Origin of the sequence: Aestuariispira insulae, from assembly GCF_003385955.1 — a bacterium.
In the GTDB taxonomy this organism is placed as follows: domain Bacteria; phylum Pseudomonadota; class Alphaproteobacteria; order UBA8366; family Aestuariispiraceae; genus Aestuariispira; species Aestuariispira insulae.
The window spans coordinates 556,856-568,789 of the sequence record NZ_QRDW01000002.1 but is presented as its reverse complement, the minus strand read 5'-3'; the positions used below and the strand labels follow the sequence as shown (position 1 = coordinate 568,789).

Sequence of the window (11,934 nt, the reverse complement as noted above, 5' to 3'; positions counted from 1 at the left end):
TGTTTCAAAAGGGATGCTCCCAGACGCCATCACCATCAATCCAAGAGCTTCATCACATCCGCCAGCGCATAATAAGAACAGGGTGTTTCAATCTCTGCACTGCCGAACAGATCATCCAGGAAACTGCTGCCGGAATTGATGACAAAGCCGCGGATTGGATCCGGCCCGAGATAGAGAATATCCGCCTCTGCATCCCCTCCAGGCATATCGTCCATGCGTACGGTGTCGCTGACCAGATCCAACCTGGCCCATAGCTGTTTCGCCACAAAACCAGATTGCACAGAGAGGATCACCGGCCCCTTTCGCCCGACCCCGATGCTTCTGCCCTCAAAGCCGCCGGACAAAAACCGGACAGCGGCAGGCGCACACCAAAGACCGCTCCCCTCATCACGCATGATGACCGCTCCGTTGCCAACCGCCCCCTGCAGCATCAGCAGGGACCCCTGCGTTACCCGAGGCACAACAACGATGCCTTTGGACAGAGCCAGCGCTGACGCAAGCGCGGGATCTTCCAGGATCATGGTCAACCGTTCCGCCTGGGTCGGTCCCGCCGCTGTTTCGGTGAATATTGCCAGCGGGCTGAAAGCCGCCAAGTAGAAAAGTGCCAGAATTTTTTGTTTCAGCCCAAACATCGCATCATCTCCTGTCTGATAAGGTTTCGGATGCCAATTGCTGACATGATGCGGCAGAATATGGCGACCTGGATCGCAATTTAGGACCGTCCTTTATTGTGCCGGACCGATTATGTGATCGGGAATGGCGGCAGGCGGGAGCGGTGATGCATCCTTCAAGTCTGATGCCAAAAGCCATAAAATTTCATTTGTTGCGCAACCGCAACGGTGATAACTGCATATGAAGTTCGAAGGAAATCTGTATTGGTGCGAGTTGCTGTCTTGTTGTTTCGGTTCCTCATTTGGCCTGCGCTCTGTCTGACGCTTCAGGCCGCCCCTTCCCTTGCCGACAATATTGCCATCCTGCCCAAGCCGAAATCGGAACAGGATGTACGCTACCGCTATGACCGGGAACTTCTCGATCTTGCTTTAAAGGCTTCGAGCGACTTTTTCGGACGATATGAAATCCGGACGGCAAAACTGGTCATGACCACAAAGCGGACCCAGCGCGAGATTTTGTCCGGCATGAGGATCAATATCATGCGATCCCCAACCAGCGATCATCTGGAGCGCAACGCCCTGCCCATCCGGATCCCAATCATGAAAGGATTGCTTGGCTATCGTGTGCTGATGATACGCGCGGAGGACCAACCTAAGTATGACACGGTCCAAACCGCCGCAGACCTGACCCAATACACCCTTGGCCAGGGCAATGGCTGGAACGACATACCGATTCTTGAGGCCAACGGCCTGAAGGTTGAAAGAGCGCCAACTTACGACAGTCTGTTTGGCATGCTGGCCCAATCCCGCTTCGACTTTTTTCCACGCGGCGTAAACGAGATCCTGCCCGAGTTGGAAAGCCGCCGCGCCCGCTATCCCAATCTGGCCGCTGACAGGGCTTTGCTGCTGCATTATCCGTTCCCGGTCTATTTCTTTGTTGCCGGATCAGCACCTGATCTGGCGGCGCGTGTGGAGTTGGGCTTGAGGCGGCTGAAAGAAGATGGCCGGCTGGAAAAATTACTGTTGAAGCATTTTGGGCAGCATATAGAGGAACTCAACTTAACGGGTCGCAGGCTGATCGAGTTGAGAAACCCTTATCTCCCGGAAAAAACCCCCTTGGATGAAACAGGTCTCTGGTACAATCCATTCGGATAAAGTTTTTTATGAATTGGCTTAAGAACAGCCAATAACATTCCGCAAAAAAAGAGAAAACCCCTGTCCGGGTATTGCCCGGATCAGGGGTTTTTGGTGCGGTCGAGAAGACTCGAACTTCCACGGTATTTCTACCACAGCGACCTCAACGCTGCGCGTCTACCAATTCCGCCACGACCGCATCGTATTTGGTAGGCCCGAATTCCCTCGGGCGGATGGTGATGTAACAGAATGGGTCTGGCGGATCAAGCCCGTCTGTTGCATATAAATGCCATCATGAGTGAATTATTTTCAGATATCGAGTGGAAAGCCAGTCCCGGCCTAGTGGATTACGAGGCGGCAACAGCTTTCATGGATGACCGTGCAGCCCAGATCAGAGACGGTTCTGCCCCGGAATGTGTTTGGTTTCTGGAGCATGGGCCGCTCTATACCGCCGGTACCAGCGCCCGGCGCGAAGACCTGCTGGAACCGGAGCGATTCCCGGTCTATGACGTCGGCCGTGGCGGCCAATATACCTATCACGGACCGGGACAGCGCATTGCCTATGTGATGCTGGATCTGAAAAAACGCAAGCCGGACGTCCGATGGTATGTCTCGGCCCTGGAAGACTGGGTGATCCGGGCACTGGCGGAGTTTAATGTGGCCGGTGAACGCCGTGAAGGCCGAGTCGGCATCTGGGTTGATCGCGGCAACGGTTATGAGGATAAGATTGCCGCCATCGGCGTACGCCTGCGCAAATGGGTCAGTTTTCATGGAATTGCCATCAATGTGGAACCGGATCTATCGCATTTCCAGGGCATCGTGCCGTGTGGCATTGGTGATGAGAGACTGGGCGTGACCAGCCTGGTGGACCTCGGTCTGCCGGTAACCATGCATGATCTGGATGCCGCCCTGGAAAAAACATTTCCGGACGCCTTCCGAACCGAATAAGGCCCCGTTAGTCGGCCCTTTACTTTTTGGTGGAATACTTGATTGCCGTTTTTCGAGGAGAGCCCCATGCGCCTGTTTCAGAAGCTGAAACGTTCGATCATCGCGACGGTCCTGGTTTGGCCGCTGACAGCCAACGGCCATGAAACAATCGACAAGCTTTCCCTCTATACGGAAGATTATGCGCCTCTAAATTTTATCCAGGACGGCCGCCTGACGGGCATATCCATTGATCTGATGGAAGAAATGCTGAAACGCGCCGGGGCAAATCAAAACCGGGACAGCATCAAGGTCGTGCCATGGGACCAGGGCTATGTGACCGTTCAAAACCGACCCAACAGTGCTCTTTTCGCCATGGTGCGCGCAAAAAACCGGGAGCAGCAGTTTCATTGGGTCGGGCCTATTGCCAAAACCTCGATCGTTCTGATCGGCCGGGAATCCAACGATCAGCCCCTGCAATCCCTTGATCAGCTATCGGGTGCACGCATAGCGGCGGTTAATAACGATGTCGGCCATCAACTGCTTCTGGAACAGGGATTTGATCCGACCGGCATTCAACTGATCAGTTCCCCGCAAACAGCCATCGGACTGCTGAATAGCGGCGAGGTGGACTATTGGGCTTATGATCAGCTTGTAGTCTCCTGGCACCTGAACCAATCCGGCAACCGCTCTAGCCTGACCGCCCGCTACATATTGGGACAGGGGGAATATTATTTCGCTTTCAACAAACGAACCGATCGGCGGATCATTGTGGTCTTCCGACAGATTTTGGATGAAATGCGCGAAGATGGCAGTCTGGAAAAAATCCTTGGGCGTTATATGACGTCAGACCATTAAAACGCCCGCCGGTAAAAATTAAGTCACATCGCAGGTTTCTCATTTAAGGCCGCACTGCCAAAGGCGGCCTTATATTCTTTCCGCTGCAACTGGATCGACAAAGCTGCATTAAACCGTCTCACCAGTTCGGGACGAACTGTTTTCTTACTGAAAATGAAATGCACGGGATCTTTATGTATCACGAACGGATGCTCCTCCAGGCCCGCTTCCTGTCCCATTTCCGCCGCTTCACTTAAAACGATGGCCGGCATTTCAACGTAGAAATCAATCCTATTGCGTAACAGCATCTGTATGGCCTGTTGCGTCGTATTGAGATTCATCAGGATATGGCCAGCCCGATCATCGGCTTCAAATGCCTCAAAAGCATCGCCGCGCCACGCACCACGCAAAATGCCGATCCGGACCCGCAATTTCAGGAAATCCTCCAGCCGCTCAACCGGATAGAGGTTCGCTTCACCGTTGCGCACCACTAAACCAACAGTTTCATAACGATAGGGGTTTGAATAGAGAGAGAATACGGTCCTCTCCTCTCGGTAGGAGGCTGTAGGCACAATATCGACCCGCCCCAGTTCCAACTCAACCAATGCCCGTTTCCAAGGAAGTGGCACAAAGGAAAACCGACAGCCGATCCTGTTCAATACCGCCGTGACAAGCTCAATATCCAACCCCACGACAGCACCATCCGGCGTGGTGGAAATAAAGGGGGCTTAATGATTGGTGGATTTTATTCTAAGCTTTTTGCTGCAGAGATCATCCGCCCAGGAAAATGAGCATAGTGCAATAAGCAACAAGATTGCAGACGTAACGATGCGGATCAGGACTGACATGTGTATGTTCCAGCATTTGGCAGCGCAATCTCGGATGATCGGCATTCTACATGATCCCAGTGGCAAACGGAACCAATCTCCTGCAGCCCCGCCGTTCCAATTTCAAATCCGGTTTGATTTCCTGGAAAAAGCCCCTTCTCCCCCGCATATTAACCTAAGCCCACCTCACTGCATTTGCCGGAGCCTATAACAGAGATGACCCTACCTCATATTGAAACCGAACGGTTGCTCCTGCGTCCGAGAACTCTGGATGACCTGGAAAGCTGCCTAGCCATGGACCGGGATCCGGAAGTGACAAAATTTGTCGATGGCCCCTGGGATGAGCCGGACGAGCATCGCGCATTCATCCTGGAGCGCATGCGGTCTGATTACCCCGATGGTTTGGGGTATTGGACTGTCACAAAGCTTCGGCAGCCGGATTGTTTCCTAGGCTGGATCCTGCTGCTTCCCTATCATTGGTTCGAGAACGAGGTTGAAATCGGTTGGCGTTTTGCAAAAGCAAACTGGGGACAGGGTTACGCCACTGAGGCTGCCGCTTCAGCGCTCGATCATGCGGTCTATTCCCTGGGATTGAATAAAATTGTTGCAGACATTCATCCAGAAAATTTTGCATCGCAAAAAGTCGCTGAAAAAATCGGATTGATCCCAGTGGATAACAGACAGATCGATGGCATGAACATGGTTTCCTACCAAATGCCGCATTCAGTATGATCACCATCAGCGACTAACAAAGACCGTTTCAAGTCAATTCATCAACGGCCCGAGAAAATCCGCATAACGATGGAAATGATCCCGCGAAGCAATATTGATGGGTTGGCGCACCTGGTGCTGAGACGCTGTTATGACGGTATTTTTCTGCTCATGATGTTTCAGGCAAGCATCATCCCACGCCACGCCGAGGAAATTGATCAGAGATCGAATCTCCTGCTCCGGATTTGAGACCAGAGACTCGTAGCTAACGTCATATATTCTCTCTCCCATGAGGCTTTTCCAGAAATCCATAAGTTCTTCCTGAATATTCTGGGCATGAGCAATATCGGACAAATCGGTATCAAAAAGATAATTGGATGCGAAATTCTGTTGGAAAATGGAAAATCCAGTCGCCACTTTGGACCGACGGCAATGAATGAATCGTGCATTTGGAAAAAGGGCAGCCGCAAAACCCAGATAGGTAAAATTATGGGGCATCTTGTCGACAACCCTTAAGGCACCAGGAAATGCTTTGTCATACTCCGTCAAATAACCGGCCGCGATTTCCTGTCGCTTTTCCGGTGTGGCTTTTAACAAATTCTCCATCCAGTTAGAACTGCATTGAATCCCCGCTGGCTGAGGGGCAATAGCATGAACAGCCAATTTTAGTGCTTCGCGCTCGCCAGCCCCAGCCACCATGGCATGTGCGGAAACCACCTGTTCGACAAGTGTTGTGCCACTTCGGGGCATCCCGACAACGAAAACCGGTCTCTCGTCCTGGCTACCGACCGCTTCGTTCAATAGCTGCCGCCACCCCGGAAAAGCCTTCAACGCCTCTACATATCTTTCCTGATCGCGACGATCATAACTATGACCATATTTCTTCAAGGCTTCCCGCCTGATCTTATTTGCCTGTTCAAGAGCCTTAAAAGCGACTTGGGTTTCATCCGCAAAATCCGCAACGACAAACGCATGGTAAAACTCGTCCTCAGACCAGTCCTTTTGCCCCTTCCCACATTCTATAAGCCCAAGCGCTCCATCGATCGCTGCTCGAAGACCTTCGGCGAGAATAGAATCGGCCCGCTTTAGGCGGATTGCTGTGGCAAGCGCAAAAAGGTCATGGGGATTGCGTTTCAACAACGCACTCAACCCTTGTTCCGCTTCCTCCAACTGCCCTTTCTGAATGGCAATCGCCACCAATTTCCGCTGGACCTCAACCTTGTTCGGCGCAAGGGTGTTGAGCTGGCGATACAGTTTCTCTGTCTCTTCCAGGTTTCCCAATGTTGATTGCAAATTCGCCGCGGTTGAAAGAAGACCTTCGTCTGCCGGAAACCGCTTCAATCCTTCGGTCAGCAAAACAGAACATTCCGAATATTGCCCGTCATTCAGCAACAATCGGGACAGATGATAGATTGCCGGCAGATAGTTTGGGGCCAGCGTAACGGCCTTCCTGAACAGATTGATCGCTCTGTTTGGCTGCCCCGTCAATTCGTTGGCCAATGCCAGGTTACATAAATGCGAAGGATCTTTCGGCGCTTTCTGATGTGCAAGCTTAAGCCATCTCAAAGCTTCACCCGCCTCATTTCTACGCAAAAGCAAAAGCCCCATGCCCCCCTGGTTCATATGGCCTTTCTTATCGGCGTCAATGCCGGCTCGGAAAGATTTCTCTGCCCCGGGCAGATCACCCGCCTGCAGGGCAAGCGACCCCAAGAGATAATGGCAGTGCGGCTCACGGGGAACCTGCTGCAAAATCCTTTCGGCCAGTTTACGGCTCTCCCCGAAACGTCCATGATCCCGAAGGCCGAAAGCATCCATGATTTGTTTCTGGATCTGGGGGGAGAGTTTCTTTTTCATGAGACACCAAGCTTGGTTCTGGAATTTTGGGGAGCACACTATACTCACATCATCTCGCTTCTGAAAGCTGGCTTGCCCTCATACCTCGGCAGGTTTATTGTGCGTCCATCTCAACGGGGTGCGCCATTGACGGCGCTGAGAGGCTGATCTGGCCAACCCGTCGAACCTGAACCGGGTCATGCCGGCGGAGGGAATTGAGCTGTATCTGCCCAAAACCTGACCACTCCGCCGCCCCATACCCTTCATCCGTATGGAGCGCGATTATGAAATCCCTGAAGACTATGAGCCTGGCGGCCCTGATGGCCCTGGCTGCAACCGCCGCCCAGGCGGACGAAAAGACCCTGACGGTCTACACCTATGATTCCTTTACTGCCGAATGGGGACCTGGACCGCAGATCAAGAAGAATTTCGAAGCGGAATGCGATTGCACCCTCAACTGGGTCGCCGTCGACAGCTCCATTTCCATCCTCTCCAAGATCCAGCTGGAAGGCAGCGGCAGCAAAGCCGACATTGCGCTTGGCCTGGATACCAATCTGGTCAAGCAGGCAAAGGAAACCGGCCTTTTTGCCGAGACCAATGTTGCCGCCAAAGGCCTGTCCCTGCCGATCGACTGGCAGGATAAAACCTTCATCCCGTTTGATTACGGCTATTTTGCCTTCATCTATGATTCCAAAAAGATGGACACACCGCCCACCAGCCTGAAAGCCCTGATTGAGGCTCCTGATGATCTCAAAATCATCATCCAGGATCCACGCACCTCCACACCCGGGCTCGGCCTGATGCTCTGGGTCCGCGAGGTCTATGGCGATGAAGCACCCAAGGCTTGGAAAAAACTGTCCGGGAAGATCGTCACCGCCACCAAAGGCTGGTATGAAGGCTATTCCATGTTCCTGGAAGGCGAAGCAGATATGGTGCTGAGCTATACCACCTCGCCCGCCTATCACATCGAGGTTGAGAGCGAAGAAAAATACAAGGCTGCCGCCTTTGCAGAGGGCCATTACATGCAGGTGGAAGTGGCGGCAAAGTTGAAAAACAGCCCGAACCAGGCGCTGGCAGACCAGTTCCTGGCCTTCATGCTGTCCGAAGGCTTCCAGAGCGTGATCCCGACCGGCAACTGGATGTACCCGGTCACCGACACCAACAGCCTGCCCAATTCCTTCGGGTCCCTGGTGAAGCCGGCGAAATCCCTTATCCACGCGCCGGAGGAAGTCGCCGAAAAGCGCAAGGACTGGACCGGCGAATGGCTCAATGCCATGAGCCAGTAAGGGATCCTTCTTGAAACCGATGAAAGATCCAGCATGGCGCGCCGGGCGATCCCTGATCCCCGGTGCGCTTGCCATTTGCTTTCTCTTGGCCGTGATCGGCGGATCAATCGCCAGCTTGCTGGCACTATCCGGCTCAGCCAATCCCTTCCGCCTGCTCGCCGACCCCTATATCCAGCGGGTGACCAGTTTTACCCTGCTGCAAGCCGGGCTTTCCACATTGGTCAGTGTCGTCATCGCCATTCCGGTTGCCCGCGCGCTGCACCGGCGACGGTTTCCCGGCCGTGGGTTTTTCATCCGCCTGTTTGGCATCTGTCTGGTCCTGCCGACCCTGGTGGCCGTGCTCGGCATCATACAGATCCATGGCAAAAACGGCTGGCTTAATCATATTCTTGGCTATTTTTCCCTGGATGCGGGCCATTATCTTTATGGCCTAGGCGGGATCCTTCTGGCCCATGTGTTTTTCAATATGCCGCTGGTGGCCCGTGGCTTATTGCAAAGTCTGGAAGCGGTTCCCGCCGAAAGCTGGCGCCTGGCCCAGCAGTTGGATATGACGCCCCTGCAATCCTTCCGACTGATCGAATGGCCGGCCCTGCGTTCCGCCCTGCCCGGCCTGGCCGGTTTGGTCCTGATGCTCTGTTTCACCAGCTTTGTCGTGGTTTTGGCGCTGGGTGGCGGACCAAAGGCCACCACCACAGAGGTTGCCATCTATCAGGCTCTGCGGTTCGATTTTGATATCCCGACCGCGGTCGCCCTGGCCCTCATCCAGATCATGCTCTGCGGCGGGGCCGCGTTATTGCTGCTGGGGCGCGGCCATAATCCGGAAAGCGAACTGGCGCTGAACAGGAAGCTCCGTGCGCCCCTGCCCGACGGCCGGTTCGCCCGATGGTTCGACGGTGCCTTTCTGCTGATCGCCGCCGGACTGGTCCTGCCGCCGCTGGCTGCCGTTGCGGTGGGTGGTATGAATGACCGCCTGCCCGAAGTTTTACAGGATCCCGCATTTTACCGGGCCGCCGCAACCAGCCTGGCGGTCGCGCTGCCCGCTGGCATGCTGGCACTGACGCTGGGCACGGCCATCCTTTTCACCAGCCGTCATTTGGCCATCCGGCTTTATCGGACAAGAAGCGCCAGGCTGGTTGAAAATACCGGAGCACTCATTCTCGTAGTGCCACCCTTTGTGCTGGCGACCGGCCTTTTCATCTTGTTACGGGGATATACAGATATTTTTTCCATGGGGCCTTTCCTGGTGGTGGTCATCAATGGCTGCATGGCCCTGCCCTTTGTTCTGCGGGTGGTTGGCCCGGCCTTCCACCAGATTGGCAACGAAAGGGACCGATTGTGCCGCAGCCTGGATCTCAGGGGGATGAACCGGTTTCGTCTGGCCGAATGGCCGGTTCTTCGTCGCCCGATTGCTCTGGCCCTCGCCCTCTCCACCACACTCTCCTTTGGTGATTTTGGCGTGATCGCGCTCTTTGGCAGCCAGGATTTCACCACCCTGCCGCTCTATATTTTCCGCTCCATGGGAGCCTATCGCATGGATCAGGCGGCGGTTGCGGCGCTGGTCCTGATCCTGCTTTCTTTCGTGATTTTCCAACTGATCGAACGCGGCCTGGGAGGCCGGAAACATGCTTGAGATCACCGCACTCCGCTTTGATTATGATGCCATGCAGATGGCATTTGACCTGTCCTTGGGATCCGGCCAATGCCTGGCTCTGGTCGGACCCAGCGGTGGCGGCAAAACAACCCTGCTTAACCTGATCGCGGGATTTGACCGGCCCCTGTCCGGGACGATCAGATTTGATGGCGTGGACATCACCGCCCTGGCCCCGAATGAGCGTCCGGTCACCATGCTGTTTCAGGAAAACAATCTGTTCCCGCATCTGACCGCGGCGGATAATGTGGGGCTTGGCATCCATCCAGGCCTAAAACTCACCCCATCGGACCGGGACAAGATTGATCAGGCCTTGAAACAGGTTGGCCTGGATGGCCTTGGCGGACGCAAGCCAGGTGCGCTGTCCGGCGGCCAGCGCCAGCGGGTCGCTATTGCCCGCTCGCTGGTTCGACGCCGCCCGCTGTTGCTGCTGGATGAACCCTTCAGCGCACTTGATCCGGGAAGACGCGCGCGCATGCTGGATCTGATCCAGGCTTTGCAGCGCGATTCTGGCCTCACTGTGGTCATGGCCAGCCATGCGCCGGAAGATGCCCTGCGCATTGCCGACCAATGCGCCTTCATCCGCGATGGAATGATACTGGCCTTTACCCCGCCTTCGGATATTCTGGTGGAACCGGCCGATCCCGCCATCCGGGACTATCTCGGCTGACTGGTGAGGATAAGGATTGCTGTCATGAGTTATGAAATCGGCATTGCCAGCCGTGAGGAAGTGGACCGGATGGTCGAATGGGCCGCAAGAGAGGGTTGGAACCCGGGCCTGGCCGATGCGGATGCTTTCTTTGCCGCCGATGACCAGGGTTTTCTGGCAGGCCGGTTGGACGGCCGCATGATCGCCTCCATCTCCGCCGTGCGCTATGGCGACAGATTTGGATTTATCGGCTTTTACATAGTCGATCCGGATTTCCGGGGGTTCGGTTATGGCTACCGCCTCTGGCAGGCAGCGATTGATTATCTGGGCGACCGGGTGATTGGCCTGGACGGGGTTGTCGACCAACAGGATAATTATGCCCAGTCCGGATTTAGGCTGGAACAGAATAACATCCGCTTTGGCGGAGAGGTGACCGTATCAGCCCCCACCGAAGCCGACATCCTGCCCCTGGATTATGCCGATCCCGCCATCACCGCCTATGACAGTGCATTCTTTGCCGGGCCTCGCGCAGCCTTCCTGGCAGCCTGGATCAAACATCCCAAGGTTACCGCCCATGCGCTCAAGGATGGTGACAGGTTGCTCGGTTTTGGAGCCATCCGCCCCTGTCGCGAAGGTTTCAAGATCGGGCCGCTCTTTGCGGAAAACAGTGCTGCCGCCGACCAGCTGTTTCGCTCCCTCTGCGCCCTGCATCCCGGTGAGCAGGTTTATCTGGACGTGCCCCAACCCAATGGCGCCGCCATGGCCCTGGCCCAGCGATACGGCCTTGAGCCCTGTTTTGAGACCGCACGCATGTATAAGGGCGGCATGCCAGACCTGCCCTGGGACCATACCTTCGGCATCACCAGTTTCGAACTGGGATAACACATCCACTTGCCAAGAATGTGCGAATCGACAGCATAATTGTCATCTCACAATAAAAAAGTAATGGGTGCTGTCCATATGACTGAGTTTAGCCGCCGCCACCCCCCGGAAGGGGATGCCATGTTTGATCTGATCAGCAATCTGATGGCGACTTTCTTCAAGCTTCGCGCCGCGGGGAAACAGGTGAGCGAAGAAGCCGGCTGGGGCAGCGGCACCTGGTCCCTGATGCGCACCATCCAGATCGAAGGACCGCAAACCGTACCGCAATTGGCCAAGCGCCGCCCCGTGGCCCGCCAGCGCATGCAAAAGATCGCCGATGATCTGGTGGCACAAGGATTGGCGCAGTTCATCAACAACCCCCGGCACAAGCGTTCTCAGCTGCTGGATCTCACCGCTAAAGGCCATAATCATGTGCGCCGCACAACCGAGCAGATCCGCGACATGGCCGATGTCCTGGCCACCGGCATGGACCTGCGCAGCCTGGATGTCACCAACGACAATATCCGCGAGCTGCAAAAGCGGCTCTCAAGAATCATTGAATGATTTCAGTTTCTTACTGAATGAATGACATGCCTGTTGCCAATAATGGCAA

General features: G+C 55.0%; 12 protein-coding genes, 1 tRNA gene and 1 riboswitch. Of the genes, 9 read left to right on the top strand and 4 right to left on the bottom strand.

Going from position 1 to position 11,934, the window contains the following annotated elements; translation table 11 throughout:
• Positions 1 to 35 precede the first annotated feature (35 nt).
• Entirely contained in the window at positions 36 to 632 is a 597-nt protein-coding gene (locus DFP90_RS08710) for a lipid-binding SYLF domain-containing protein (RefSeq protein ID WP_115936060.1), read from the bottom strand.
• Between the two features lie 243 nt (positions 633 to 875).
• On the opposite strand from DFP90_RS08710, the gene DFP90_RS08705 reads away from it, so the two are divergent.
• Positions 876 to 1,766: a substrate-binding periplasmic protein gene (locus tag DFP90_RS08705; RefSeq protein ID WP_218044618.1), complete on the top strand. Its 891-nt coding sequence runs from the start codon at positions 876 to 878 to the stop codon at positions 1,764 to 1,766.
• Between the two features lie 91 nt (positions 1,767 to 1,857).
• Here DFP90_RS08705 and DFP90_RS08700 read toward each other — a convergent pair.
• Positions 1,858 to 1,944: transfer RNA gene (locus tag DFP90_RS08700), tRNA-Leu, on the bottom strand.
• Positions 1,945 to 2,039: 95 nt separating this feature from the next.
• Here DFP90_RS08700 and lipB point away from each other — a divergent pair.
• Both lipB and DFP90_RS08690 read left to right on the top strand, forming a co-directional pair.
• Positions 2,040 to 2,693 carry a lipoyl(octanoyl) transferase LipB gene (gene lipB / locus DFP90_RS08695; protein ID WP_115936118.1) on the top strand — a complete coding sequence of 218 codons (654 nt, stop codon included), beginning with the start codon at positions 2,040 to 2,042 and terminating at the stop codon, positions 2,691 to 2,693.
• Between the two features lie 66 nt (positions 2,694 to 2,759).
• Positions 2,760 to 3,527, top strand: coding sequence for a substrate-binding periplasmic protein (locus tag DFP90_RS08690; RefSeq protein ID WP_115936058.1), 768 nt, complete (start codon positions 2,760 to 2,762; stop codon positions 3,525 to 3,527).
• A gap of 23 nt (positions 3,528 to 3,550) precedes the next feature.
• Here DFP90_RS08690 and DFP90_RS08685 read toward each other — a convergent pair whose 3' ends face one another.
• The gene (locus DFP90_RS08685; protein ID WP_115936057.1) at positions 3,551 to 4,225 is read right to left on the bottom strand and encodes a substrate-binding periplasmic protein; all 675 of its coding nucleotides are present in this window, start codon (positions 4,223 to 4,225) and stop codon (positions 3,551 to 3,553) included.
• A 324-nt stretch (positions 4,226 to 4,549) separates the two neighbouring features.
• Here DFP90_RS08685 and DFP90_RS08680 point away from each other — a divergent pair, with 324 nt between their 5' ends.
• The gene (locus DFP90_RS08680) at positions 4,550 to 5,065 is read left to right on the top strand and encodes a GNAT family N-acetyltransferase (protein ID WP_218044617.1); all 516 of its coding nucleotides are present in this window, start codon (positions 4,550 to 4,552) and stop codon (positions 5,063 to 5,065) included.
• A 33-nt stretch (positions 5,066 to 5,098) separates the two neighbouring features.
• Here DFP90_RS08680 and DFP90_RS23190 read toward each other — a convergent pair whose 3' ends face one another.
• A complete protein-coding gene (locus DFP90_RS23190) occupies positions 5,099 to 6,859 on the bottom strand; it encodes a tetratricopeptide repeat-containing sulfotransferase family protein (protein ID WP_425452152.1) in 1,761 nt (586 codons plus the stop codon).
• A gap of 143 nt (positions 6,860 to 7,002) precedes the next feature.
• A riboswitch (TPP riboswitch) is annotated at positions 7,003 to 7,109 on the top strand.
• Positions 7,110 to 7,161: 52 nt separating this feature from the next.
• Between DFP90_RS23190 and thiB the strand changes: the two genes are divergently transcribed.
• The 5 genes from thiB to DFP90_RS08650 all read left to right on the top strand — a co-directional run bounded on the left by thiB (position 7,162) and on the right by DFP90_RS08650 (position 11,885).
• Complete coding sequence (thiB, locus tag DFP90_RS08670) at positions 7,162 to 8,163, top strand: thiamine ABC transporter substrate binding subunit (protein ID WP_115936055.1); 1,002 nt, start codon at positions 7,162 to 7,164, stop codon at positions 8,161 to 8,163.
• A gap of 19 nt (positions 8,164 to 8,182) precedes the next feature.
• A complete protein-coding gene (gene thiP, locus DFP90_RS08665) occupies positions 8,183 to 9,793 on the top strand; it encodes a thiamine/thiamine pyrophosphate ABC transporter permease (RefSeq protein ID WP_115936054.1) in 1,611 nt (536 codons plus the stop codon).
• The gene (gene thiQ / locus DFP90_RS08660; RefSeq protein ID WP_115936053.1) at positions 9,786 to 10,481 is read left to right on the top strand and encodes a thiamine ABC transporter ATP-binding protein; all 696 of its coding nucleotides are present in this window, start codon (positions 9,786 to 9,788) and stop codon (positions 10,479 to 10,481) included. Before thiP ends, thiQ begins: the two co-directional genes overlap by 8 nt.
• Positions 10,482 to 10,505: 24 nt before the next feature.
• On the top strand, positions 10,506 to 11,342 hold the full coding sequence (locus tag DFP90_RS08655; RefSeq protein ID WP_115936052.1) for a GNAT family N-acetyltransferase: 837 nt from the start codon (positions 10,506 to 10,508) through the stop codon (positions 11,340 to 11,342).
• 78 nt (positions 11,343 to 11,420) lie between these two features.
• On the top strand, positions 11,421 to 11,885 hold the full coding sequence (locus DFP90_RS08650) for a MarR family winged helix-turn-helix transcriptional regulator (protein WP_181905258.1): 465 nt from the start codon (positions 11,421 to 11,423) through the stop codon (positions 11,883 to 11,885).
• The last annotated feature ends 49 nt before the right edge of the window (positions 11,886 to 11,934 follow it).

What these genes read in the sequence shown, in the direction of transcription:
- DFP90_RS08710 (WP_115936060.1), bottom strand. Translation starts at nt 632, where the DNA reads ATGTTTGGGCTGAAACAAAAAATTCTGGCACTTTTCTACTTGGCGGCT.
- lipB (WP_115936118.1), top strand. Translation starts at nt 2,040, where the DNA reads ATGAGTGAATTATTTTCAGATATCGAGTGGAAAGCCAGTCCCGGCCTA.
- DFP90_RS08690 (WP_115936058.1), top strand. Translation starts at nt 2,760, where the DNA reads ATGCGCCTGTTTCAGAAGCTGAAACGTTCGATCATCGCGACGGTCCTG.
- DFP90_RS08680 (WP_218044617.1), top strand. Translation starts at nt 4,550, where the DNA reads ATGACCCTACCTCATATTGAAACCGAACGGTTGCTCCTGCGTCCGAGA.
- DFP90_RS23190 (WP_425452152.1), bottom strand. Translation starts at nt 6,859, where the DNA reads ATGGATGCTTTCGGCCTTCGGGATCATGGACGTTTCGGGGAGAGCCGT.
- thiB (WP_115936055.1), top strand. Translation starts at nt 7,162, where the DNA reads ATGAAATCCCTGAAGACTATGAGCCTGGCGGCCCTGATGGCCCTGGCT.
- thiP (WP_115936054.1), top strand. Translation starts at nt 8,183, where the DNA reads ATGAAAGATCCAGCATGGCGCGCCGGGCGATCCCTGATCCCCGGTGCG.
- thiQ (WP_115936053.1), top strand. Translation starts at nt 9,786, where the DNA reads ATGCTTGAGATCACCGCACTCCGCTTTGATTATGATGCCATGCAGATG.
- DFP90_RS08655 (WP_115936052.1), top strand. Translation starts at nt 10,506, where the DNA reads ATGAGTTATGAAATCGGCATTGCCAGCCGTGAGGAAGTGGACCGGATG.
- DFP90_RS08650 (WP_181905258.1), top strand. Translation starts at nt 11,421, where the DNA reads ATGACTGAGTTTAGCCGCCGCCACCCCCCGGAAGGGGATGCCATGTTT.